At 51.0% G+C, this 25,636-nt stretch carries 16 protein-coding genes; 3 read left to right on the top strand and 13 right to left on the bottom strand.

What is annotated here, in order from left to right; translation table 11 throughout:
• Positions 1-667: 667 nt before the first annotated feature.
• Complete coding sequence (locus NYE29_RS27340) at positions 668-2,104, top strand: DHA2 family efflux MFS transporter permease subunit (protein WP_340899814.1); 1,437 nt, start codon at positions 668-670, stop codon at positions 2,102-2,104.
• 114 nt (positions 2,105-2,218) lie between these two features.
• Here the strand turns inward: NYE29_RS27340 and NYE29_RS27345 are convergent, their stop codons facing one another.
• The 13 genes from NYE29_RS27345 to NYE29_RS27405 all read right to left on the bottom strand — a co-directional run bounded on the left by NYE29_RS27345 (position 2,219) and on the right by NYE29_RS27405 (position 21,745).
• Positions 2,219-3,112 carry a hypothetical protein gene (locus NYE29_RS27345; RefSeq protein ID WP_340898299.1) on the bottom strand — a complete coding sequence of 298 codons (894 nt, stop codon included), beginning with the start codon at positions 3,110-3,112 and terminating at the stop codon, positions 2,219-2,221.
• Positions 3,113-3,299: 187 nt separating this feature from the next.
• The gene (locus tag NYE29_RS27350; protein ID WP_340898300.1) at positions 3,300-4,496 is read right to left on the bottom strand and encodes an MFS transporter; all 1,197 of its coding nucleotides are present in this window, start codon (positions 4,494-4,496) and stop codon (positions 3,300-3,302) included.
• 70 nt (positions 4,497-4,566) lie between these two features.
• The gene (locus NYE29_RS27355; RefSeq protein ID WP_038591955.1) at positions 4,567-5,781 is read right to left on the bottom strand and encodes a M24 family metallopeptidase; all 1,215 of its coding nucleotides are present in this window, start codon (positions 5,779-5,781) and stop codon (positions 4,567-4,569) included.
• A gap of 5 nt (positions 5,782-5,786) precedes the next feature.
• Positions 5,787-6,620: an ABC transporter permease gene (locus tag NYE29_RS27360; RefSeq protein WP_340898303.1), complete on the bottom strand. Its 834-nt coding sequence runs from the start codon at positions 6,618-6,620 to the stop codon at positions 5,787-5,789.
• Positions 6,613-7,530: an ABC transporter permease gene (locus tag NYE29_RS27365; RefSeq protein ID WP_340898305.1), complete on the bottom strand. Its 918-nt coding sequence runs from the start codon at positions 7,528-7,530 to the stop codon at positions 6,613-6,615. Before NYE29_RS27365 ends, NYE29_RS27360 begins: the two co-directional genes overlap by 8 nt.
• Entirely contained in the window at positions 7,527-8,654 is a 1,128-nt protein-coding gene (locus tag NYE29_RS27370) for an ABC transporter ATP-binding protein (protein WP_340898307.1), read from the bottom strand. Before NYE29_RS27370 ends, NYE29_RS27365 begins: the two co-directional genes overlap by 4 nt.
• A gap of 42 nt (positions 8,655-8,696) precedes the next feature.
• Positions 8,697-9,866 (bottom strand): ABC transporter substrate-binding protein, encoded by a 1,170-nt coding sequence (locus NYE29_RS27375; RefSeq protein ID WP_340898309.1) that lies wholly within the window; start codon positions 9,864-9,866, stop codon positions 8,697-8,699.
• 72 nt (positions 9,867-9,938) lie between these two features.
• On the bottom strand, positions 9,939-11,918 hold the full coding sequence (locus tag NYE29_RS27380) for a hydantoinase B/oxoprolinase family protein (protein ID WP_340898311.1): 1,980 nt from the start codon (positions 11,916-11,918) through the stop codon (positions 9,939-9,941).
• Positions 11,915-13,981 carry a hydantoinase/oxoprolinase family protein gene (locus NYE29_RS27385; protein WP_340898312.1) on the bottom strand — a complete coding sequence of 689 codons (2,067 nt, stop codon included), beginning with the start codon at positions 13,979-13,981 and terminating at the stop codon, positions 11,915-11,917. Before NYE29_RS27385 ends, NYE29_RS27380 begins: the two co-directional genes overlap by 4 nt.
• 5 nt (positions 13,982-13,986) lie before the next feature.
• On the bottom strand, positions 13,987-14,730 hold the full coding sequence (locus tag NYE29_RS27390) for an FCD domain-containing protein (RefSeq protein ID WP_340898315.1): 744 nt from the start codon (positions 14,728-14,730) through the stop codon (positions 13,987-13,989).
• Between the two features lie 364 nt (positions 14,731-15,094).
• Positions 15,095-16,417 carry a group II intron reverse transcriptase/maturase gene (gene ltrA / locus NYE29_RS27395; RefSeq protein WP_076108941.1) on the bottom strand — a complete coding sequence of 441 codons (1,323 nt, stop codon included), beginning with the start codon at positions 16,415-16,417 and terminating at the stop codon, positions 15,095-15,097.
• A 608-nt stretch (positions 16,418-17,025) separates the two neighbouring features.
• Positions 17,026-18,318, bottom strand: a complete 1,293-nt coding sequence (gene ltrA / locus NYE29_RS27400) for a group II intron reverse transcriptase/maturase (protein ID WP_076108940.1) — start codon at positions 18,316-18,318, stop codon at positions 17,026-17,028.
• Positions 18,319-18,934: 616 nt separating this feature from the next.
• Positions 18,935-21,745, bottom strand: a complete 2,811-nt coding sequence (locus NYE29_RS27405; RefSeq protein ID WP_445322186.1) for a sugar-binding domain-containing protein — start codon at positions 21,743-21,745, stop codon at positions 18,935-18,937.
• Positions 21,746-22,263: 518 nt separating this feature from the next.
• Between NYE29_RS27405 and NYE29_RS27410 the strand changes: the two genes are divergently transcribed.
• The gene (locus tag NYE29_RS27410; RefSeq protein WP_340898318.1) at positions 22,264-24,033 is read left to right on the top strand and encodes a cache domain-containing sensor histidine kinase; all 1,770 of its coding nucleotides are present in this window, start codon (positions 22,264-22,266) and stop codon (positions 24,031-24,033) included.
• Positions 24,026-25,585, top strand: coding sequence for a response regulator transcription factor (locus tag NYE29_RS27415; RefSeq protein ID WP_340898319.1), 1,560 nt, complete (start codon positions 24,026-24,028; stop codon positions 25,583-25,585). The genes NYE29_RS27410 and NYE29_RS27415 overlap by 8 nt, the downstream gene beginning before the upstream one ends.
• Positions 25,586-25,636: the final 51 nt, after the last annotated feature.

Below are 25,636 nucleotides of genomic sequence, written 5' to 3' on the forward strand. Positions count from 1 at the left end.
CGCCCTAACAAACGTTGCATCACTTACAATCAATGCTTTAATCGGCATCGGCAAGTTGATCCTCGGTGTGTATCTCCTATCTGGATGGTTCATGATTAACGCGGTGTATTACATAATCCTTTTTGCCGCAAGAGGTCAGGCACTTTATAAATATAGAGTGGCCAAGAGTATCGAAGACCCTGTACAAAGATATAATATGGAATTTATTGTTTATCAACGAAGTGGCACTTTCCTTTGTCTTCTAGGGGTCTCCTATCTGTTGGTCTGCCTGCGGATGTATGTTGCCGGAGATGCCATCATGTTCAGAGGTTACATTGTTTATCTGGTAGCAGCAGTTGCTTTCACCAAGCTTGGTATTGCCATTTACGGTACCTTGGCTAACCGGCATCTGAAGGGCCCTATTGTTTCTTCACTGAAAATGATTAGCTTTGTAGACGCAATGGTCTCCATTGTGGTGACTCAATACACTCTGCTTATGATGGAGAAATCCCCCAATGCCATCAGCTCCAGCGCTTTATTTGGAATGGGGTGCAGTGTTTTATTTTTTCTATTAGGGATATGCATGCTGTTCAAAAAGAAAAAGGTACCATTGAAAGGATGGAGTGAAGTGAGTAAACAGAGAGAAGTAAACATCAGTGTCCTAAAAAGAGGCCCCATTTTGTTCATTATGATTTTTGGAGCCTTTCTTGCGACGTTGAATCAGACGGTGATGGGCGTTGCCATGCCGGAATTAATGAATGATTTCAACATCTCAGCGGCAACCGCCCAGTGGCTGACAACAGGCTATATGCTGGTGAACGGTGTACTGATTCCGATTACGGCTTATTTAATGCAGCGTTTTACTACCCGGCAGCTTTTCCAGACTTCCATGTTTATTTTCCTGGCTGGAACGGTCGTAGCAGCCATCGCGGCAAGCTTCCCCGTTCTGCTTACCGGACGTTTGATTCAGGCAACTGGCGCAGGAATTATCATGCCGCTGCTCATCAATGTTATTTTAACGCTTTTCCCTCCGGAAAAAAGAGGCGCTGCCATGGGCATGGTCGGATTGGCGATTATATTTGCCCCTGCGATTGGACCTACTTTGGCAGGATATATCCTGGAACATTACAGTTGGGAAACCATGTTCTATGGGATCATTCCCCCCACTGTCCTGGTTATTGTCTGCGGATTTATTTATTTGAAGAATGTATCGAAACGCTCCTATCCCAAGATTGATATGATAAGTGTGGCCCTATCCACCCTCGGCTTTGGCGCTTTGCTGTATGGCTTCAGCCGGGCCGGCAGCGCAGGCTGGTCGAGTGCGGAGGTGCTCTTGTCTCTTGGTGCGGGTATCCTTTCCCTTGCCCTGTTTACTTGGCGGCAGCTGGCTTCCATAAATCCGCTTCTCGATCTCCGGGCCTTCAAATATAAGATGTTCTCCTTAACCACCGTCATCAGTATCGCAGTTACAATCGTGATGTATGCGGATATGATTCTGCTTCCCCTGTACCTGCAGAGCGCCCGCGGCTATACGGCCATGGAGTCCGGCCTACTGCTGCTTCCCGGCTCGCTTGTGATGGGACTGCTTATGCCGGTCACCGGAAAGCTGTTCGACCGGTTCGGAGCAAAATGGCTTGCCATCATCGGTCTGCTTATAACGATCACCACGACCCTAAGTTTTGTTAATTTAACGGACTCTACCAGTTACATCTATCTGGTGTTCATGTCGACAGGCCGGCAGATCGGAATGGCGATGTTCCTGATGCCTATACAAACCGCAGGATTAAATCAATTGCCGGCGAAGCTTCATGCGCATGGCACCGCAATCTCCAATACCGTTAAACAAGTCGCGGGTGCCATAGGTACTTCTTTGCTGGTAACCATCATGACGAGCCGTACCACAACTCATTTGCAGAATCTTATGGGTGCAAGTGGCGCAAAAAGCGCAACCCAGGAACACATGATGATGGAAGCGTCCATCCAGGGCATAAATGATGCCTACCTCGTTATTGTAGGTATCGGTATTCTCGCCTTGCTGCTTTCCTTCTTCATCCAACAAGTGGGACAGTCAACCGGGAAAGAGTCCGAAATCAAATTAAAAAAGATGATTGCCGAAAAATCTTGAATTTAAATTGTGGAGAACTCTATAAAAGTAAAATAAATAACAGGCGCCCTCCTCTATGAGAGACGCCTGTTATTTATTTTTGCTTCGTTTAACGGGTCATGTCCTGGAAATTCTCTATAAACTCAACTTCTGCTGGAGTAGTACTGCCAGCTCCTCGGCTGTATCCCAAACCATCGGACGGATATCTTGTATTTGTACAAAAAGGTTATCGGCATCGCTGCCGTTTACGGTCCAGATCACCGGGATGTTTAAACCGAGCGCATATCCCGCTGCAAAATACACCTCGGGGGATTGACCGGATAAGTCCGCAATCATCAGTTTACTGTCCGCGATAAGCTCCAAGGAATACTGTTCACGGCTCTGCGTTTTTGTATGTGTAAGCAATCGTGGCAGATAACCGCATTGCTCGATTTTCGGCAACAGTAGTTCCAGCCACTCCGTGCGTAAATCCCCCTCATCCGAAATGAGAACGACGCAAGGCTTTAGTTTTTTTCCTCCTGCGTTCGCAGCGGCTTCGCTCCATCCTTTGCCGGTAAGCTTAAAAGACATACCTTCCCTGATGAGCAGCTGCTCATTGATCAGCTTATCAATGATATAGACCAGCTCTTGCAGATTGGGTGAATAGGTCAAATTATAGCTGCTGGAGAGTGGTTGAATGACCACGGGTTCCTCCGGCCCTTCGGAATGTCTGTACAAATATTGCAGTAGACGGTTTCCTTTATCTTCAATAGTAACAGGTATTTTCGGAGAATTTGCAATCGGCTCTAAGTCGTTGGCCGCTAGTGTGACCTTTTCATCGCAATCGGTCAGCTCCCGGATATAAGCTGATATTAAATGAAGCATATCGCGTTTTTTGGGGTGCGGCAACGAATTAATAGGTTCGTAGCTGTCTCTCCGCAGGCTATAGAAACCGCCGGGAGAACAGGCACAGCCAATATATCTATCGTAATCACCTTCCGGTTTAATGGGAACTATCTCATCGCAGAACAAACAGTGTTTCTTATTCATGACAACTTTTCACCTCTTATTAATTGCTAACCTCTACCTTACCAAGTTTTTTAAGGAAAGTAGACAAGCAGATATTTCCTTCACTGCTGAAAACGGACGTCAATTGATGAACTTATAGTCTATCTACAGCTGGCGATCATACAAAAAAGACAGCCGTTCGGCGGCTGCCTCTTCATTGTTTATGGAATTATAGTTTCTGAGTCCCTCCCCCGCTCTTGTGCACTAGGAAGCCGCATAACATCAGGCTAATTGCCACATAGGCTGCGATCATGCCGATGATGCCGAACCAGCCAAAATGGCTGTACAGCACCCCGCCGCCTGTACCGCTCACACTAGAGCCTATGTAGTAGAAAAAGAGGTACAGTGCATTGGCCTGCGACTTATGTTCATCGGCCACCAGGCCCACCCAGCTGCTGGCAATGGAATGGCCACCGAAGAAACCAAAGGCGAACAGCGCAAGGCCGATGATTTTGACCCATAAGAAGGGATGCAGCGTGCAAAGTGCTCCCGTTAAAATGATGGCAAGGGCTAACCTAATAACACCGGTACGGCCATACCGGTCAGCCAGCCGTCCCATCCAGGTGGAACTGAAGGTTCCCATCAGATACACGACGAAAATGCTGCCGGCCAGTGACTGGCTAAGATTGTACGGTTCACCGGTCAACTCGAAGCCAATATAATTAAACAAGGTGACAAAGCTGCCCATTAGCAGGAAGCCTAACCCATACAGACAAAGGAGCCGCGGATTACGGCATTGCGACCAGAGCAGAGGAATCACCTGGCCCAGCTTGCCTGTCTGCTTCACGAAATGGCGTGAAGGCGGAATCACCATCCAGAATATCATAGCCGCAGCCAGACCCAACACGCCAATGACACCGACAGCTGCGCGCCAGTCAAACCAGTCGGTCAACAACCCGCTGATGATCCGGCCCCCCATCCCTCCAATGGAGTTGCCGCTAATATAAAGTCCCATTGCATAGCCCAGACTGAGGGGGTCGATTTCTTCCACAAGATAAGTCATTGCTATAGCGGGCAATCCGGCGAGCGCAATACCTTGCAATATACGCAACAGCAGCAATACGGGGAAAAGCGGGCTAAAAGCGGAAATGACGGCGATCACGGAAGTTGCAACCAGAGAGGCCGTCATGATGGCTCTGCGGCCAACCGCATCGGATATGGAACCGATGAACAGCATGGTCAATGCCATGGATAGAGTGGTGACCGACAAGGTTAAACTGGCTTCCGTCGGCGTGATTCCAAACGCTTCGGTAATTTCCGGCATCAAAGGCTGCAGGGTATAAAGAAGCGCAAATGTGACAAAACCTCCGGCAAACAGTGCAAGACTAATATTTCGGAACGATTTTGAACCCTGCTGAATTTTCATTGCTCCCTACTTTCTTTTCTGGAGAAACTCCGATTGTCAGAACAGGACAGGGTGACCGGAACCCTCCTTGTTATTTGCGGAACAGCTTTCGTTCCATCTGTGTTAAGAACTCGTAGCCGTCTGCTGTCACCACGATCGTATCTTCAATCTGAAATCCGCCTGCGCCCAGTTCATAATAAGGAACTTCCACACACAGCACCATCCCCTGTTCCAGAATGCGGTGATCTCCGGGCGACAGAGTTATATCATCGTACAATTCCAGGCCGATGGCATGCCCCACATGCTGGCGCCGGTAATGCGGAATGCCTTCCTTCTGAACTCTGGCTACGGCTGCCTGGAAAACATCAGATGCTTTTACGCCGGGGCGGATCATTTCAAGCGCCTGCTCCCAGCCGCTGCGCACCGCATGAAAGTGCTGTTCCATCCAAGGTGTGGCTTCTCCAAGCACTACAGTCCGTCCTGTATCTCCCCAGTATCCGTCCAACTGAAGACAGAGATCAAAACGGATCTGATCCCCCTGCTCGATGACGCGGAAATAATTCTCAATCAGCGGCAGTGCGCTGCGCGGACCCGCACCCACTGCCGTCATCGCGGGGGTGCCCCCTGCTTTCATCACGGCAAGCCGGTAATGGTCGGCCAAATCCTTCTCGTGCACACCCGCGGCGATCAGATCGATTAGTTGCTGCTCAATCGTCTCGTTCAGAGCTGCAGACTTCCGCAGACGTTCGATTTCAAATGGGGTCTTAATCTGCCGGATCTGGCGGAACAGCTGGTAGGCTGCTACAGCCTGTCCGCCGGGAAGTCCTGCGGCAAATTTGGCAAGCAGATCCGGAGCGATCCTCATTTCGTCCACTCCTACTGCTTGTCCTTTAAGCCCAAGATCTTCAAGAGCCGCCTCCAACGCCTCAATCGGACCCACATAGGTTGTCGTATTCTGCAGCAAAGCGTAAAAAAGATCGATATCCGGAGTGGATGGCTTGCCTTCGACAGACCCCTCCACAAAAAAATCACTATACACATATAAATCCGCTCCGGTAATCCCCAGCTGCGCGATTACACCCAGCCGGTTGGTAGGGATAATGACACAGGGACGGGTTTCCGGTTCACGCGGCAGTACAGCATAAATTTGCATCGTCCAGTTGCTGGCCCGCAGCTGCGAGCCAAGAATATAGTTGATGTTTTCCGGCGTGGTCGCCACAAGAGCGGCCAGACCTCTGGTTGCCATAAGTTCAGCGGCACGCGGCCGGTTGGCTCCGGAAACAGGATTCGAGATTTGCTTGTCCATCAGGTTCAAGACCTCCTTTTCTTCGTTCGGCTGCCGAGCAGTTTTTCCAGACCCGGTGCGGAGCGGATGAGCAGTTTGATTGCAAAAAACAGAACAAGTGCAAAAACGATAAGCACCATGGACACGACAGCGACCGTAGGATCCTGCCATTTTTCCATGTACAAGAAGAGCTGTATAGGCAAGGTGTAACTTCCCTGACGTAAGATAAGCAGTGCTGTCTCGACCTGATCAAAGGTAAAGACAAAGGCAATCGAGCCGGCTAAAACAAGCGAAAGCCGCAGCTGCGGCAATGTGATCGTAAAGAAAATGCGAAACGGTCCGGCCCCCAAATCGGCGGCAGCTTCGCGGTGTGCCGGATTGAGATTGGCGAGAGCGCTGCCAACAATGGACAGGACAAATGGCAGGACGATGACCGCCTCTCCCAGAATCAGGGCAAATAATCCGCCTGCGATGTGCATTTTTGAGAACAGGATCAGATACGCCACACCTAATGTTATCTTGGGCATTACCATTGGCGACATGAAAAAGGCGCGCAAAAGTCCCCTGCCCGGAAAAGGATAATGGACAATCGCCAGCGCAGCCATTGTGCCAGTAACCAGCGCCAGCAGAACTGCGCCCGCAGAAGACAGCATACTATTCCGGAAGGCTTCCAGAAACTGCTTCTGATCACCCAGACGGCTATACCATTCCAGCGTCAGCCCGTCAGGCGGAAACTTGCTGGAGGCTCCGCTGCTCACTGAGGTCACCAGGATCATCAACAACGGCAGCAGCAGATATAAGCCAACCGCGCCGGCACATACGTAGAGAATCCATTTGTAATCCCGCGGTTTTTTAATCATGGGCCTGCCCTCCCGTCCGTGTACGCCGGAACATCAGCCGGTCAGCTCCCTTGTTAACAATCAATGATACAAGGATTGATGAAGCAAACAAAAAGAGGCTCGCCACAGCCGCCATCGGCCAGTTCGTATCCAATGTCCGCTGATAGATCAGCACCGGAAGCGTCATGACGCGCCCGCCTCCGATCAGCTGAGGCGTTGTAAATGCGGTCAGGCAGAGTGTGAAGACAATCTGCACCCCGCTCGCAATGCCCCTCGCGGACAAGGGCAGTGTAATGGTTAGAAACGTGCGCCATTTGCCTGCGCCCAGATCATGGGCTGCCGCTTTCAGTGAATCATCGGTTTGGGTAAGCACATTCAAGATCGGGAACACCATAAACGGCAGAAAGATATGTACAAGCGCAACGGTAACCCCGGTCTCGTTATACATCATCTCAAATCCGCTATCCGTCAGTCCCATCTTTATGAACAGCCAGTTCATAAAGCCCTGCTTAGACAATAGCAGCTGCCATCCATACGATCTGACAACAGCACTGACGAGAAGCGGAAGAAACGTTAGCAGCAAGAAGAACTGTTGTATGCCTGGCCGTTTCAGGCCGGCAATACAATAGGCTAGCGGATAGGCAAGCAGCAGACTCCAAAAAGTTACCTTGGCTGCGACTCGAAAGGTGGTGCCTATCAAGGTCCAATAATAGGGGTCTCCCAGGAAGGAACGGTAGGAATCGAGATTCCAGTCCCGGATCAGCCTCCCGTTCTCGTAGAGATCAAAACTGTACCGGCCGAAGATCAGCAGTCCACCGAGATACACGATGCCCATCAAGGCAAGCACCGGCAACAGCAGCAGCAGCTGTGCCGCCCAGGTTCGGTTCCCCGGAGAGAACAGCCCTATGAGCTTGCCGGTGGCCTTCATCATAAGGAACCCACTCTTAGAGGAGGTCCATCAACGGGCAGGAGCAGACCGTCTTCGGGATTGAACCCGATTAGCAGCGAGTCGCCCGGAGCATACCGGGCATCTCCCCGCTGATACAGTGTGCTGGCATGCAGCTGGACATGGCCACCCATATCCAGCGTGTACCGGATGCTTGCACCGCCATATGCACATTCGGTCACTCTTCCTTCCAGCCGGTTGTCGCAGCCACTTGCTGCTTCTCCGATCCGGAGATACTCGTAACGGACGGAGAGTGAACCCGTACTCCCCGCAGCGAGCGGGGGCTGCCCTTCCTGCGGGCGCACGGCAAGCTTCAAGCCGCCGGCTTGCACCCAGACCCGGCCTTCTTCCGCACCAAGTACCTTCACCCGAAGCAGGTTGGTGTCACCGATAAATTTGGCAACAAAGCTGTCCACGGGCCGTTCGTAGATTTCATCAGGTGTTGCATATTGAAGCAGCTTGCCGCCCCGCATGACACCGATGCGGTCAGACATGTTCATCGCCTCATGCTGATCATGGGTAACGAAGATAAACGTGCCCCCAAATTCACGTTGTATCCTTTTCAGTTCACGCTGCATATCCAGCCGCAGCTGCAAATCCAGTGCTGACAGCGGTTCGTCCAGCAGCAGCACCTCCGGCTTGTTGATTAAGGCGCGGGCAATGGCAACGCGCTGCGCCTGTCCGCCGGATAGCTGGGAGACGGCGCGTTGGCTGTAGTCGCCAAGCTGCACCAGTTCCAGCATCTCCTGTACTCGCTGTTTGATTTCGTGCTTCGGGGTATTTCTGACTTTCAAGCCGTAAGCGATGTTATTGTAGACATCCATATGGGGGAACAGCGCCAGTTGCTGAAAAATCATGTTCGTATTCCGTCCATAGGCCGGGATCCCCGAGACATCTTGTCCCGACAGCAGCACAGTCCCCTCATCAGGCTGCTCCAGGCCGCCGAGAAGCCGGAGCAGCGTGGTTTTCCCACAGCCGCTGGGCCCGAGCAGAGAGACGAATTCTCCCCGTTTCACCTGTAGCGACACCTGATTAACGGCCGTATTTCCCGCATAAGACTTGCTCACATTTCGCGTCTCGATTGCAATCGGCCCCACTCCGTCACTCATTGTCCCCAACTCCCATCTCTTCGGTTGCTGCCAGCAGCCGGTTTATAATTTTGTTTTGACCAGACGGTCCCACAGTTCCTTCCAGGCCGAGCTGTTCTTGGCCAGCGTATCCCAGTCGGGATTCATTCCCTTACTCTGCTCCTCAACGGTGAAGGATGGATCATCCTTATATTTATCAGGGATGACTGCTGCCGTGCTCGTCACTGGAGTTCCGGTCGCCTCAGCATAACGGGACAGCGCATCTGCGCTAAGCAGCTCGTTAATGATCTCGTTGGCCACTTTTGCCTGCTCCGGCGTAGAACCTTTGACAACCTGCAGCGAATAAGGGAAGGAAATCGCACCTTCCTTAGGATAAGCTACGGCCAGCGGCGAGCCGCCGTCGATCCAAGTCTGTGCTACTTGTGAGCTGAACGGAGCAATCAGGGCGTCGCCCGAATCGAGCAGACCCTTTAGCTGGTCGTTTGAGGTAACCAGTGTGCCGATCTGATCGCTGTTATCCGCCCAGAACTGGAAGGCCGGCTCTGGATTCTCGTAGGATGCGCCGAGTTCTTCCCCTTTTACAGCCAGAAGCGGGGACAGATAAGAATAGAACATGTAATCCCACAATGCGGTTTTTCCTTTGAACTCCTCGCTTCCCCACAGGTCGTTCCAGCTTGTTGGCGGTGTTTTTACCAGATCTTTGTTGTAAACCAGCGCAAAGCTCGACACGCCCCAGACGATGCCCTTGTTGTCAGCGGTATGGAAAGCTTCGGGAATGTCCTTCATATGGGTGACAATGGCCGGATCAAGCGGCTCCCACATATCGTCATTGAGGCCTTTGGCTGAAGCATCTGCGTTGAAATAACCGAAGTTTACAATTGGATTGTTCGGGTCAGCCTGCTTGCCTGCCAGCATTTTCGGATACATTACAGCATTGGAGGATTCTTCGAAGGTCACCTCAACGTTGGGATGGTTCTTCACATACTCTGCTACGACTTCCTTAGGAACCACATCCTGATTGGAGCCGGCCCAGATAAACATCGTCAGCTTGACCTTTTCACCACTGCCGGCTGCTGGCGAATCTTCCGATTTCCCGGCAGCATTGTTTTCAGCAGCATTGTTTCCGGTAGCGTTATTCGCGTCGTTTCCCCCTCCACAAGCTGATAGTGCCACAATCATGGCAAGCGACATTGCCGGTAAGATATAAGAGCGTTTAGGTTTTTGAGTACTCATTCGGTTCTCTCCTTCAGGTTATTTAATATAATTCCTAATTTTGTCGCCTTCCGGTCATAGCCGCTGTTGTCATTAGCGCAGCCCTATTCCCCTGCGCAATTCTTCCATGATCTCTGGTACTGCTGAAGCCGAAACTGGATGGCCCGCAGCAACTCTGGACTCAGCTTCTGCCATCGTCTGTCTCTTCAAATAATCCCGGAGTGCCAGCGGATAGCTGCTTAGGGCAGCATTCACGGCGAGCTGCATTTTATCCGTCCACACCGTTTCAAACGCAGTCCGGGCTTCCCCGAAGCTGAAAGCTTCCCCATTCTTACTGCGGCCATTACGCAGCAGCTTAGTGGATGCTTCATCAATGGTTTTGCCATTTGAATTTAGCACTACGCCGTATTGTTCACGCGCCTGATCTTCCGACAAAAGTCCTTTCTGCACATCATTCCGTACGAATGCAGGGTCCCGTTCATAAGGATCTCCATATCCGCCGCCGCCCTGGGACAGAAAAGTCACGGTATCTCCCGGTTGTAGCAAAAGCTCATCAATCCGGCCAAGGTTACGTTCATCTGGCCGGCCTTCATTAAATATCGCTTCTCCATGATTACCTACACCACCTCCCAAGCGGCCCCAGGGCTGGAATTCCATCCGTTCCATATTTCTTGCGGTCATCACGGTATCCGGACTGAGAATCCTGACGCGCAGGTCAATGCCGCTGCCGCCTCTGAATTTGCCGGCTCCGGCTGAATCCGCCCTTAAGCCGTAACGTTCAATCAGTACAGGCATCTCCGCCTCAACCGTTTCAGCCGGGATATTCCGCAAATGGCCTACGGCGAAATCCATCCCGTCAATCCCGTCCTTCATCGGTCTTGCCCCCGATCCGCCGCAGATCGGCTGAATTACACCGACTTTGCTCTTGCCGTCGGAAGCATCGGTCATTGCCATCATCACAATACAGGCTTGACCTGCTCCAGCAGCCGGCACCTTGCTGCTCTGCGCCTGGCTGAGCGCCCCCGTAATGACATCCATCACCCGGATAAAGGTCGCCGCTCTCGCTCCTACCGCCGCCATCGGCTCCGGATTGAGCACCGATGCCGGAGGCGCGTAGTTGCGCACCATCCGCACCATCCCGGAATTCCATGGAATGGCCGGATCAAGTGTCCGGAAGTAGCGGATCAACGCCGGCACAAGCATATAGTGCCCTTGCTGGTTATGCGTCGGAATATTAAACGAAGCTCTAACCTGCGGGTCGGTTCCGCTAAAATCCAGATAGATATCCGTACCGGTAATTGTCATGCGGCAGCGTAGCCGGATCGGATAGCCGCCGGGACCCTTCTCCAGATAGTCCCAGAAGTCATAGGAGCCGTCGGGAATATCCTGAATGATCGTCCGGGCTTTAAGCTCCGCATACTCCAGCAGATTCTCAATGCCTTGCTCCACCTGCTCCGCACCATATCTGCCGATGAGTTCCTTCAGCCGCTGCTCCCCTCTGTTCAGCGCAGCCATAAGCGCCTTGAGATCGCCAAGATTCTGCTCAGGGATCCGGCTGTTGTCCAGCAGCAGCCGGAGCACCTGCTCATTCATACAGCCTGCCTCATACAGCTTGACCGGCGCAATCCGGATGCCTTCCATATGTATGTCATAAGCGCTTGGCGATACGCTGCCCGGAACCTTTCCGCCGACATCCGAAGAATGTACGAAGCAAAGCCCAAAAGCAATGATCCTGCCGTCATGGAAATAAGGCTTAATCAGGTGAATATCCGGCAGATGGGTAACCATCCCCCCAGTTGTATAGGGGTCGTTGCAGATGACTATGTCACCTTCCTTCCAATGGTGTATTGCCTGGATGGCGGTAGCCGCAGGAATTCCCAGGGAGAGGTTGTATCCCGTATCCAGCGGAGAGCCGAACGTCTCGCCTTCCGGCGATAACAGGTAGGTTCCGAAATCACCCGTCTCTTTGACAAAAGCGGTAAAACCGGTGCGCAGCACGACATTGGCCATTTCCTCTACTGCAGCCTGAATCCGGTTGTTGAAAATTTCGAGGAAGACTTTATCCGTAATCATAGATCTGCCTCCCCGATAATATTTCCGTTAGCATCTCCGTGTATCGTGTAGCCGGGAGGTATAAAGACCGTCGTATCATATTCCTCAAGGATAGCCGGACCGGAGATTCGTGTAGCTGTGTTCAGATGCTCCCGGTTAAGCACCTTAGCCTGGTAATCCAATCCGTCAAACGTGATTCCCCGGGTCTCCACAGGTTTTCCACTGCTTGCTACCTGCGGAGAAGCTGCCCTAATCTTGCTCGGCAGAAGCCCTACGATGCTTGCCCGCAGATTGACGAACATGACTTCCGCCTCCGGCTGGCTGATTCCGAACACGGATTCATACTTGCGGTGGAATCTAATCTCCGCTTCTTTCGGGTCAGAAATATCAGAATCTGAGAGGGTAACCTCCAGATCAAATGCCTGTCCTTCATATCGCATATCCGCGCTGTATATGACGTATGTACCTCCCAGGTTTACTCCACCCTTGGCCTCATCCTCGATCCAGCGGCGTCCTTGCTGCTCAAGCGAAAAGAAATGTGTCTGAAGTTCTCCGGCATCCAGTCCACGGCTGTGCTTGTGGAGTGTGAAGACAAAGTCGTTGCGCAAATTGGCAACCGTGCAGCCCAGAGCACAAAGCGTTCCAGGAGAAGGTGGAATCAGCACCCGGCGGATGCCAACTTCACGCGCCATCAGAAAAGCATGCATCGGGCCCGCCCCGCCATAGGCAAGCAGAGTGAAGTCACGGGGATCGACTCCTTTTCGCGCCATCAGCGGTGAGAATTGGGCATACATATTCGCGGTGGCTACATCCAGAATGGCCTGCGCCGTCTGCTTGGCAGTCAGCCCGAGCTGGTCACCCAAAATCGTAAGCGCCTGTTCAGCCAGTTCAGGGAACAGCTGCATCTGGCCGCCGAGAAAGCGGTCAGCCTGCAGAATACCCAAATGCAAATAGGCATCAGTGGTTGTTGCCTGCCCGCCGCCACGGTTGTAGCACGCCGGTCCCGGCTTGGCGCCTGCACTGCGCGGCCCTACCTTCAATACCCCGACCGAATCAACCCAGGCGATCGAGCCTCCGCCCGCTCCAATGGCGGTCACATCTACCGCCGGAATAATGACCGGGAAATCCCCCACACGGTTCTCTGTGGAGTAGGCGGGCTCCTTGTCGATTAAGGCGACATCTACGCTTGTCCCGCCCATGTCGAAGGTTACCACCTGGCTAATCCCTGCCTGCTCCGCGATAAAGGTTGCGCCAATCACACCCGAAGCAGGACCGGACAGGAGCGTCCTTACTGGCTCGGCTGCAGCGCGGGCAGCGGTCATCATACCACCGTTTGACATGGTGGACAGCAGCGTCGCCGATACGCCGTAGGGTCCGATTCCATCTTGCAGACGCTTGAAATAAGACCCCATCCGTTCGCCTACATAAGCATTCATCACTGTGGCCAGCGTCCGCTCGAACTCTCGCTGCTGCGGCCAGATTGCACTGCTTCTACAGATGAACAGCTGCGGATAACGCTCACGGATCAACTGTTCGGCCAGCTGCTCATGACCGGCATTGGCATAAGAATGCAGGAAGCTGATGGCCAGCGCCGTAACCCCTTCCAGCACCAATTCATCCACTGCCTGGAGCAGTTGTTGCGGGTCCAGTGGGGTGAGCACTCTGCTGTCTGCGAGCTGACGTTCATCGATTTCTTTTACAAGCTGGCGCGGGACAAGCGGCAGCGTTTTATCCCCATAGAGGTTGGTTGTATTCTCAAGCCGCAAGCGGCGTATTTCGAGTACATCCCGGAAACCTTTGGTCACGAGCAGCCCGGTAACTGCACCACTGCGTTCGATCAGCGTGTTTACGCCAAGCGTAGTACCATGCACGAAGAGTTCAATTTTACGGGTGTCCACTCCCTTCGACTGCAGCTGGTCTAATGCCTGGAATATCGCCTGTTCGGGAGCATCGGCTATCGAGGGTATTTTGAGCGCCGCGACAATCTGACCCTGCCCGTCTGTAACAATGGCATCCGTAAAGGTTCCGCCGATATCTATGCCTAAGCGGTAATGGATCTCCACAATTTCCACTCCTTTATTCAAAGCATTTACGAATTGCGCTGTTCCTGATTTTGGATAGCGTAATAACGTTTGACATCCTCTATCATTTGATTGATATGCATAACCATTGCCGCTTCCGCCTGCTCAGGTGATCCCGCAGCAACGGCATCCAGAATTTTACGGTGATCAACCACAAGCTCGCTGCCCACCGTGCGGCGAATATAGGCGGTCTCCAGGAAGTCCCTGCCGGTTTGCCATACCAGCTGAGCCGCATGGAGCAATACCTGATTACGCGCCGTAAGCGCTAGTAAAGTATGAAATTCACGGTCTTCTTCATAGGGAATGATATTTTGTGATAACAGCTCGTTCTGACTGGCAATAGAAGCCTCTAGCAGACTAATTTCTTCCTTTGTAGCCCGCTGTGCAGCCAGTGCGGCAATTTCCCGCTCAAGCGCCCGTCTGGCCACAAGCACATCCACGAGTGCAGACTCTCCTGAATTATTCAATAGCTGCAGAAATTGGTGATTTACATTTTTCTGGTGCAGCTCTTTCTCCAAATATGCAATGCGCCTTGTTCCTTTTTCCGTCAGAATACGCCCTTTGCGGCCTTCCAGAACGGTATAGCCCTCGAAATCAAATTCCATCAGCTTGCGTCCGATGGTTGCCTGGCTGAGTTCATATTTCTTCCCAAGCGTATGAACCAGAGTGCTGGCTCCAAGCGGAACTTCAGCATTCCTCAGAGCCTTTAAGAATTCATACTCGAGCTGCAGATGATGCGATTCCAGTGCCACTCTGTTCATCCTTTCATGTTGCTAGATTGACGTCGTTACTCATTGATGATTAATAGAATTATAACTAAATAATGACAAATCTACAACAAAATACTCCCAAATAAAGCATGATTTTGACAATTTATTTTTATGAGCACTAACAGGCAAGAAAAGCCTGCTCTGCGAGGTTGTTATTCGACATCTATTTTTCAATATGCTTGAGTAATCTCCCTATCAAAGTCTCTCCTTTTTCTATTTCTGTTCTAGAGTAAAGGGCTGGGTTCAAAACCAGCCCCTCCGGGTAGAAGGGCCACCCAACTGGTGACCCGAACCCCCACAGAACCCGGCGTGCGGATTTCCCGCACCGGGCTCTTCAGAACTGGTTTTACAGCATCGCGTATGTCTTCAACCGTTGATATGGGATGAAGATTTTCGGTCGCATCAGTGGAAACAATGAACGTAGTCGCTGGTATTCCTTCCAAGTCACGTAGCTCTTCCGGCTTCGTCTACTGAGTACCTTCCGCCAATAGGTGACGGCTGTGGCGTACACTTTACTCAGACACCTCATGTTGCCTGCCATTCCATAGTAAGCGTAATGTCCTTGCAACATTTGGTTAATCTTCTTTGCCTGTACCTCCAGCGGTTCATGCTGCATTCTTCTCATGGTTTCCTGCACGTTTCCCATACTTCGCTTCAGTCGCTTCTTCTCTGTCTTTCTGCCCACCATGAAATTCCCTTGCCGGTTTCGCGTACAGTAATGCGTAAACCCTAGAAAGTAGAGCGTATCCGGCTTCTTCTTCCCTTTTCTTTGGCTATGTTTGCTCGCAAATCTCCCAAACTCGATTAATCTGGTTTTGCTCGGTTCCAACTCCAGCTTGAACTTATGAAGCCGATTTACCAGCGCTTCCTGAAAACGGATGGCGTCGCTTCGGTATTGAAAACATACGATAAAGTCGTCGATATACCGAATTAGATAGGCTTCGCCTCTAAGCCGCGGCTTAACTGCCTTCTCAAACCATAAGTCCAGCACATAGTGCAGGTACACATTGCTTAAAAGCACACTAATGGAGCCGCCCTGCGGCGTACCTTCTTCACTGGCGTGGACTTTCCCGTCTTCCAATACGCCAACTTTGAGCCAGCGCTGGATCAGCCGGAGGATTCGCGGATCACCCATGCGATGTTCCACAAATTTCATCATCCACTCATGATCCAGGCTGCCGAAGAAATTCTTTAAATCGGCTTCGAATACCCAACCCACCTTTTCTCCGGCTATGATCTCATTCAGTGTTGCTAACGCGTTGTGCTGCCCTCTGCCCGGTCTGCCTCCAAATGAACAATTTAGAAAATCTTGCTCATAGATAGCGGTTAGTATCTCTGCTGTGCACCGTTGTAAAGCTCGGTCTGCCACGGCCGGGACACCTAACGGACGTTTCTCCTTCTTTCCAGGCTTCGGTATCCAGACTCTTCTTACGGCTGGCGGTTGGTAGCCTTTCCGGTGTATGGACGTGAGCATTTCTTCTGCCCACACCTCGAAGCTTTTCACAGCCTCGTCTCGGGTAACCCCATCCACACCGGGAGCCGTTCGTCTGGGAATATGCTGCAGACAGTCTTGTAGCCGTTCTTTAGAGATGTGGTGGGTAAGCGAAGTGAACTGAAGTTTCGTATCTTCTCGTGCTTTTGCTGCTATTCTTTCCAATCCTGTTGTCATGGCTAGGTTCTTCCTTCCGTTGTATGAAGGCCTGTGTCCTCCCGTTGTATGGAGCCCATGTTGCCTTAGAAAGATTCCATTTCTGCTGACCGCTTCCCCATGTAGCAGGCTCTCCCTGCCTCGGAGTACTATCCGTCAGTAAGACTTCCGGCAAGTCTTTGAGCCTCCCTTGCTTTGTAGGCTTGTTCGGCTCTACCAAAAAAAAAAAAAATTGGAACTGCCGGATCTCCCTTGTTCCCAAGAAACCCTTGGACAGCATGCTGTAGGTACGAACCCCGGAAGCCCCGGTCACCCTCTTGCCCTATCGATGATGCCGGTTCTGCCTTCTCCACAGAGAAATAGGATCGGCTGCTTCAACCACGTTTGATTTCGGGGCTAATTATCCTCTTCACTTGATTCCGGCCTACTGTCTCCCTGTCTACGCTTCGCCGTACATGTTACCATGCACCACGCAAGACTCGGTACAGGACTGCTGGCTAGGCTTTGTCCTGATCACCATTTCAGGCGATACGTGTTTCTTGAACTTGCAAGGCGCAATCCTCATCAAACCGTACGTGAGGTTTTCCCTCATACGGCTTTCCGATGTTCGTCATTCATGGGCATGCAGGTTACAACAGCGTTTTTAGTCCATATTGCATGGCTAAGTATTTGACCTCCGACCGTGATCCCCTCCATCTTCTGCGTTGTCTTTTCTTGGCGTACCACCGGTTTAATCGCTGCAAAGTATACCAATCCAACTTGGCTAACCTCTTTTGACTGTAGTTCGTGTAGTAATAGTTTCTCCATCCTTGAATCTTTGGATTGAGCCATTCTACATGTTCCGCGAACGATCTCGAACGCATGCTGGGTGGTGACAGTCTTTCCTTGACTACCCCTCGAATACGCTCCTCCGCCTTTTTCGTTAGCCACTGCTGCGTGGTGGTGTACACCTTGCCTTGGGAGGTTTCTGCTTTGGTTTTCCGGTGATGCATCCCTAAGAAGTCGAATCCTTCGTCTCCTGTCCACAGTCCTACAATGCGGGTTTTGGTCGGGTGTAGGGTCAACTCCAGACGCTCCATAATTTTACGTATAAGTTCATACGCATGGTCGGCGTCCTTCTTGGTTTTGCAGACCACCACAAGATCATCTGCATACCTCGTGAGTTCACCTATTCCGCTCCCGTGTTTCTCCCACAGTCGGTCGAAATAGTTCAGATAGATATTCGCCAAAAGCGGTGAAATGACTCCACCCTGCGGTGTTCCTAAATCGGAACGCCTTACGGTTCCTTCTTCCATGACTCCCGCCTGAAGCCACTTCCGTATTAACTTCAGGGTCCGCCTGTCATTGATACGCATCTGTACTAATTTCATAAGCTTCTCTTGATTAATATTGTCGAAATAGCCTTGGATATCCACATCGACTACCCAATTTCCTTTGCGGTTGCAGGCTTTCCGGATTCGTTCCAGCGCTCCTTTTGCACTTCGCTTCGGGCGAAATCCGAAGGATACTTCCTCAAAATCCGCTTCAAAGATGGGTTCAATCACGAGTTTCGTTGCCATCTGTAGGACTCGGTCGCGCACGGTGGGTATGCCCAGCGGCCTTGGCTTCCCATCCTTCTTCGGGATATAGTGTCGCCGTACGGGCTGCGGGTGGTAGGTGCCTTCTTTCAATTCTCGCTCACAGTCCTTGAGGAATCTCGTTTCTCCTTGTTCCTCGATATCTGCTAGCGTCACGGCATCTACTCCTGCGGCTCCCTTGTTGGCTTTTACTCGTTTCCACGCTTCACACAGGATGTCCCACCGGTAGACTTTGTCATATAGTGCATGGAATTTACGCTTGTTGTTCTCCTTGGCCGCATGACCTAGCTTTTCTTGGAGTTCTTGAACTTTTTCCTTGGGTGTCGTTAGCCGTTTGGCATTCACTCACTCGTACCTCCTCCAAAAGCATAAACAAAGCAGGGCTCCTTCCCTCCCTAAGGTTATGTTGTCCTTAGGTTCTTCGGTACTATGAGCCCCTCGGACTCCCTTCCTGCAGACGATTCACTTCGTCTTTTGGACTTATAGAATGCCTCTTTACGGTTTCCTAAAAAAAAATCCCGTGCAGGGGAGGGTCTCCCCAGTTCACTGCACGATCTTTCAGCCCATGCCGTTCCCTATACGCCGGAGGGTTCTTCGCTGCTGCTCCAAGTTCTGTACAGCTTCCTTGGCCTTCGTCCAAAGACACGAGACTCGGCTCCCTCTCTTCCCCTTTGCAGGGCCTTTTTGACGACGCGGCAGGATTCACTTGATGTTGCGGCCTGGGGTGTTGCTCGCCCTGCCTCTGACCGGACTTTTGTCGATGCGCTTTTACACACAGATTTCGCCATATGCAAGCATCCTAGCTACCAAGGTGGCTTGGTCCCTCCTTGGGTTGGACTTTCACCAACTAGATCATGCGTGCTTCTGGGCACGCTATCTAAAAAAAACAGGAAGCCGATATTACTTCGGCTCCCTGCAAAATTGAACTTAAGATCTATTTAAATCAAACTGGCCCTGATGCTTATTGAATAAGCTTGTGCAGCTCTGAAACGCTAGCTGTGTACTGCGGTTTGAATTCGCTGGATGCCATATAACCGGCTACGCTGGACAGGAATTGTCTTCCTTCCGGCGTTTCCCCTGCTTTACTGGCGTCGAGGGCGCAGACCAACAGATTGCCCGCCCCCACTCGGCACTCAAAGAGGAACCCCAGCTTATGATTACGCTCAAAGTTGTCGATTGTCTGCACAATTGGGCTCCACTCCCGGTCGGTTCCATCCAGGATAATTGATTTTGAGTTCTCGATGATACTCCACCAAGGGTACGTGGAATATTGTTCGCACGGGAAATCAAGGAACACAGGATGGCTGTTGTCGATCAGAAGCCCCATGGTACCAACAGGTACCGGGCGGTTCATGCTCTCAGAGATGGAGCGGAACATAGGGTAACACCAGAAATCCGTACAATAGAAGCCTTCAACAGCGTTATGAAGAGACTCAGGTTTCGGTATAAGCAGCACGTTGTCACCTTGCTCCAGCAGCGCAAGCGCCTCATCGGAAAGCTCTTCGAAAATGCGGATGTTATCCAGCCCGGAACCGCTTTTCTCTGGATATACCCACAGGTCGTAGGATTTACGGATATCTGATCCTGTGATTCTCAGAGTAAGTACAGCTTTGGTCATCTTCTGGACGGCAGGAAGATCAATGGCCAGCTGGCAAATATCGATGTAATTCGAACCCGCCGGGATGTTAACTTCACTTGAGCCTTCGGCCAGCGTTCCGCCGTCTGCGGTCAACTCCCATTTCAGTACAAGAGATTCTGGTGTTCCGGACCGGAACCAGCTCAGCTCGACGCTGGCACTAAAGACTTCTCCGGAGACGTAATTGTATTTCGGGAATCTTGCCAACAGGACTGCATCGCTGCAGAAGGTGCGCCATTCCTCTGGTGTAATCATTCCTTTGGAGTCCATAAATGCATCGAGGATACCGACCAAGGCGGTTCCCTGTCCGCTGAAATCCTGCAGATCCAGCAGCTGGAATCCGGCAAGTCTCCGGGTGCGGAAAGCGGCCTCAAGCTCTTCTTTGTAACAAGCAGCCGCCAGCTGCCCAGAAGCCTCGAAAAATTTGCCCGCGAGATGCCCCAGACCATTGCTTTCCAGCCGTTCTTGGAATATTTTGAAATTTCCAGCTTTGAGCGGTCCTGTATATTTGCCGATTTCTTCATAATTTGGATAGGTCGCGTATTGCCCGATCTCATGCGAGATAACAGGAAAATGCGGAATCCATTCCCCGGACGTGTCTCCGACCTGCACCGTTTTGGCTTCGGTACCATACTGAATTTGGACAGTACCTCCCGCTTTTGCTACCTCCCCGCTCTGCAGGGACGGAGGAACGAACTGGTCGTCATAATCCTTCATCGTACCCGGCAGCGCGGTCTGGACATGACCGAGTGGTGCGTCGCACATCGCATAAGAGCCTCTGAACAGACGATCCTTCGAGAAACGCACTCCGCAGAAGAAATCTTCATGCTCCAGAATTTCCGGTACCCATTGGTGGTTGTTCGAGCCTTGAGTATACAGGGGTCTGTCGTCGAATGCTTTATAGTCTTTGAGAATGGAATCGATCTTGGTTCTGCTGCCCCACAGCTCGTTGCCGAGCGACATCATCACGAAGGACGGATGATTGCCGAACGCTTTCAGAATTTCATATCCTTCGCTGACCAGATAGTCTTGTTCCGCCTGGTTATGACCCTCGTCGGTTGGTTCCGTAATCGTTCCCCAGAACGGCAGCTCCGGCTCCATATAGATCCCGAGCATATCGGCAGCGGTAAAAGCCGCTTCCGGCGGACAACAGGTGTGGAACCGGTAATGGTTGATACCATAAGATTTGGAAATTCCCAGAATTCTAAGCCATTCCTCTACGTCAGTCGGGGCATATCCGGTCAATGGGAAGATCAGCCCGTCATGTTTGCCGCGGAGAAAGGTCTTCTCCCCGTTAATCGTGAATTTATCGCCGTCCGCCTTGAACTCCCTCAAGCCGAAGAACGACTCATGCAATTCGTCGGTTTTGCCTTCTCCATCCTTCAGGAGGATGTTAAGGTTATAGAGATTAGGTGCGTTTTCACTCCAAGGAAGCGCATCCAAACCTAACATGTAGTCGATCGTAAAGTTCCCCGGTGAGATTGTGAATTCCTGCTCAGCCACCGAATGGGCTGTCTGGCTATTAAAACTGGAAGCTGATACGGCAATCGTTATTACAGCCGTTCCTTCCAGTGTTCCTGTGATTCGGACAGAACGTTCGGACAGATTCGGATCGAGCCGAATTCCGCTCAAATAGGACTTGCCGTAGAACTGAAGCTCGATGCGTCCGGTGATCCCGTTCCAGTTGGTCTGAGTGTCCGGTGAAGTCATATGTCCGCCTTTGGTCGGATATCCAGTATTGTCGACCCGGACGGTGAGTGTCTGACTGCCAGACTGAAGCTTCCCTGTCAAATCATATACATGCGAGGTGTTCAGGCTATCACGGCTGCCAATCTCTTGACCGTTCAGCCAGAGCGTTGTAAGCCGGGTGCGTTCCAAATATAGGAAACAAGTCTTTCCTGCGAGTTCTTCCGGAATGACTACTTCCTTCGAATACCAAGCCGACCCTTCGAACAAATATTCATCTGTCAGGGCGCTGACCAGAACCTCTTCGTTCTTCGGTCCCTTGCGGGCATGTGATGTCGTTCCCGGCAATGTAATGACATCGGAAAAAGGCAGCTGTAGTCCCTGTTTCTCCTTATCTAACTGCAATTTCCACTCGCCTTCAAGGCTAATCTTTGTCTGCAAATCTTTCACTCCTAATCATGGTAATCTATGCAACCCTATGTTGTTGCTCCTGATCTTTGGTTCTCCATTACTTTCTCTTTGAACATAGCTGTTTCCTGCTTCACCCACCTTACTTCTCAGCTTCTTCTTTAGCTATTTATATTGAACTTATAATTCTTCTGTTTTGGGATTTGCCGTGACTACAGAGAATGTTTGGACTTCCGGCCGCTGTTAGGTTTGGATTTCCTGAATTTAGCCGCGAATCGCGGTAGAAATCCAAACCTTGCCCATGCTTCCGAAGCTAGCTTTCCTGCGGAAAGCTTTCAGGCGGACGCTATCGCTCCTACAGTTCCAAAATTCCCCTCCGCACTTTTCCCTAAATGTATATTCTAAAGTTCAATCTATCTAGTGGTTCTTTCACGAGACAATAAATGCATATTATATTGCATTTAATGGATGGTAGTTTAACGATACTCTTAATAATTGTAAGCGTTATTACTATTTCTATGGAGGTGTTTGTTTCTGTGTATGCCCGAATCATCACCCTAATGAACAATCTGCGGCTCAGGACGAAGCTGTTCTTGTCTTTTGGCTGTGTTGCCTTAATTCCGGTGTTGATTGTTGGGGTATTTCTGACGAGTGAACTGCGGAATATGGCGATGGACAATGCTCTGGAGCAAATTACTGCCAATGTGGACCGGGTGAAAAAACGGACCGGCGAATTGCTGGGTGTCCCGCTCGACATTGCTTACCGGCTGTCCAATGACAGCCGGCTGGAGGAAGCTGCCAACCACCGGTACGAGTCGGTCTATGATGTTGTGAAGGCTTATTGGGACTATCCTGACTTTCGTGATTTTATCCGTCTATACAAAGAGATCTCCAGCATCCGCCTGTATATCAATAACCCCACGATTCTTGACAACTGGGAGTTTCTGCAGGCGGATGAGACGGTCACACAAGAGCAGTGGTATCAAACCGCTATCGCCAAGAAAGGCCTGGTCTGCTGGAATTATATCCGTGACAACCGCAACGGCCAGTATTATCTCAGTCTGATCCGCAAAGTAGATTTTCTGAAGCAGCGTACCGCCGGAGTTTTAGTTGTAAATGTGAATACAGACGAACTTAATGCCATCCTGAATCAGGAGACTTTTGAAACCATAATAGTAGATGAGAACGGCAATATAGTAGCCTCCAACCGTGCAGATACGATGGGCAAATCGCTGGATGATATTAACTTCAGCCCTGTATCTGCCGCCACCGCTGGACAAGGTCCCTATGATATAACGATTGATGGCAACCCTTTTAAAATGCTGATTGATGATTGGCATCCAGGGGGAAGTCTGAACAGTCTGCGCATCATCTCCATCTTTTCCGTTGAAAGTATCGTGAGCGAACCCAACCGGATTATCTCACTGGCTTCCTCTGTCATTATTTCTGCATTACTGATGGCTATTCTGCTTATCTATTATTTCTCCCGGCTGCTCACCGGACGGATGCTGCACTTAAGCAAGCATATTTCCAAGGTCGCTTCCGGTAATCTGGGTGCTACGCTGGTAATTGACGGTAAAGATGAAATCGGCCAGCTGGCGAGACAGTTCAATCATATGGTGCGGAATATTAACGACCTCATGAGCGAGGTACAGGAATCCAACCGGCAAAAAAATGCAATCGAGCTGAAGCAGAATGAGATTAAATTCAAAATGATGGCCAGCCAGATCAACCCCCATTTTCTGTTCAATGCTCTGGAATCTATCCGCATGAAAGCTCTAGTCAGAGGCCAGTCTGATATATCCCAGGTCGTGCGGTTGCTCGGTAAAATGATGCGCAAAAACCTGGAGGTCGGCAATGGGATGATCAGTCTGCACAGTGAGCTGGAGACCGTAAACTGCTACCTGGTCATTCAGAAATTCCGCTATGATGATAGGCTAGCCTATGAGCTTCAAGTAGACCCCAAGGCTCACAGTATTCAGATTCCGCCGCTGATCATTCAGCCCCTGGTGGAGAATTGTGTGATCCACGGGCTGGAGAACCGGATTGACGGCGGTATGGTCCGGGTGGATATCCGCATAGAAGACAAACAGCTCAAGGTGCAGGTATCCGACAATGGCATAGGTATTTCCAAAGAACGGATGCAAGAAATCCGGCAGATGCTGGAGAACAAGGATGACTATGAAACCAATAATATCGGGATGCGCAATATTCATTTGCGGCTTCAGTTAACCTACGGTCCGGAATGCGGACTTACCCTGTCCAGTCAAACCGGATTCGGAACGCAGATCAGCTTTGCCATCCCCCTGAGGAGCGATTCTTATGTATAGTGTGTTGATTGTGGATGATGAGCTGGCAATCCGTGAGGGACTTACTGCTCTGCTGGACTGGGAGAGCTGTGGATATCAGATTATAGATACAGCGGCGAACGCCATAGAAGCCAAGTATAAATATGAACTCTATAGTCCTGATCTAATGATTGTAGATATCCGGATGCCCGGTAGAGACGGTCTGGAGCTTATTAAAGAGCTGCGGGAAAACGATCCGGAGATGCACATCATTATCCTCAGCGGTTATGCCGATTTCGACTATGCTAAGCGTGCGCTGGCTTTTGGCATTGATAACTATTTACTTAAGCCGGTAGATGAATTGGAATTGCAGTTATATCTGGCAAAACTGTCCGCAGAGCTGGATGCGCGGAGCGCCCATCGCAAGAATCATGCCGCCGCAAAGGTGTGGAGCCGCGAAATGCTTGTTCAGTCCCTGCTGATGGAGAACAGCCCGCAGATGCTGCCTTCAATGGAGGAATCCATCCATGAAGCAGGACTGCTATGGGATTCCTATCAGGTAGTCCTGATCCGGCTGCTGCTCCAGGATAATGCGGACAACGGGCCTTCAACGGCCGTTAAAGCCAAACTTGCAGCAAGCTTTGATGAACGGGCGTGGGGGATTGTCTTCTCGCTGGACTCCTATTTGGGGGTTCTGCTGCAGCCCTCTTATCAGAAGGAGCTTGTACGCAAATTAATGGTCCAGAATATACTGCAAGCCGTAACTGCTCATGGGCTTGAATGCATCATCACCGCGGGTGATATGGTGGATACCCTGGAGGAGCTTCCCGTCTCCCGCCAATCCGCACTGGTACGGATGAAGGAGCATTTTTTCTACGACGAGTCAGGTATGATTGGACCGGATTCCCTGAAGCTGAAGAAAGTACTCAAGGTCAGATCAGAGGAAGTGGAATGCAGGCTTGATTCTGTGGTGGAGCGCCTGTATTTCGCCATGGAAATCGGCAGCTTCGATGCACTCCCTTCCTTAATCCAGGAAACCGGTGAACTGATGATCGCCGCCAGTTACTCCGAGATGGCTGTGAAATCACGCTATGTACGAATGGTCACGCATTTGATCAACAAACTCTCGCTCCAATACAGTGAGCTGGCTTTGCAGCACAACCGGATGGATGAGCTAATCCAGCAAATCTATAAACATACCTCCCTGCCCCAGCTGTATCGCTACATCACTACTATGCTGGAGCAGCATGCAGGCGGAATTACCCGAGACGATATGGACGTCTTAATGAAGCGAATGCTAGACCTTATTCACCGCCATTACAATGAGAACTTAAAACTCGAAACGCTGGCGGATGTGTTTACTTACAGCAGCGCGTACCTGGGCAAGCTTTTCAAAAACAGTACAGGCCTTTCCTTCAATAGCTACCTGGACAAGGTCCGCATTGAGAAAGCCAAGGAGCTGCTGGATCAGGGCTGGAAAATCCATCAGGCCGCAAGCGAAGTCGGCTTCAGCGATGTGGATTATTTTCGGGAAAAGTTCAAAAAAGTTGAAGGCATTTCCCCTTCCGTTTACCGAAGAGGAAGCTCTGTGTGAGCACGCAGTTTCAGAAAACGCTTACGAAAAGAGCTGATTTCTCCCTGTTTT

This window comes from Paenibacillus sp. FSL M7-1046 (genome assembly GCF_038007405.1).
Taxonomy (GTDB): Bacteria; Bacillota; Bacilli; order Paenibacillales; family Paenibacillaceae; genus Paenibacillus_AQ.

Bases quoted from the DNA above. Each gene is read 5' to 3' on its own strand.
- NYE29_RS27340 (WP_340899814.1), top strand. From the start codon at position 668: ATGATTTTTGGAGCCTTTCTTGCGACGTTGAATCAGACGGTGATGGGC.
- NYE29_RS27345 (WP_340898299.1), bottom strand. From the start codon at position 3,112: ATGAATAAGAAACACTGTTTGTTCTGCGATGAGATAGTTCCCATTAAA.
- NYE29_RS27350 (WP_340898300.1), bottom strand. From the start codon at position 4,496: ATGAAAATTCAGCAGGGTTCAAAATCGTTCCGAAATATTAGTCTTGCA.
- NYE29_RS27355 (WP_038591955.1), bottom strand. From the start codon at position 5,781: ATGGACAAGCAAATCTCGAATCCTGTTTCCGGAGCCAACCGGCCGCGT.
- NYE29_RS27360 (WP_340898303.1), bottom strand. From the start codon at position 6,620: ATGATTAAAAAACCGCGGGATTACAAATGGATTCTCTACGTATGTGCC.
- NYE29_RS27365 (WP_340898305.1), bottom strand. From the start codon at position 7,530: ATGATGAAGGCCACCGGCAAGCTCATAGGGCTGTTCTCTCCGGGGAAC.
- NYE29_RS27370 (WP_340898307.1), bottom strand. From the start codon at position 8,654: ATGAGTGACGGAGTGGGGCCGATTGCAATCGAGACGCGAAATGTGAGC.
- NYE29_RS27375 (WP_340898309.1), bottom strand. From the start codon at position 9,866: ATGAGTACTCAAAAACCTAAACGCTCTTATATCTTACCGGCAATGTCG.
- NYE29_RS27380 (WP_340898311.1), bottom strand. From the start codon at position 11,918: ATGATTACGGATAAAGTCTTCCTCGAAATTTTCAACAACCGGATTCAG.
- ltrA (WP_076108941.1), bottom strand. From the start codon at position 16,417: ATGACAACAGGATTGGAAAGAATAGCAGCAAAAGCACGAGAAGATACG.
- NYE29_RS27410 (WP_340898318.1), top strand. From the start codon at position 22,264: ATGAACAATCTGCGGCTCAGGACGAAGCTGTTCTTGTCTTTTGGCTGT.
- NYE29_RS27415 (WP_340898319.1), top strand. From the start codon at position 24,026: ATGTATAGTGTGTTGATTGTGGATGATGAGCTGGCAATCCGTGAGGGA.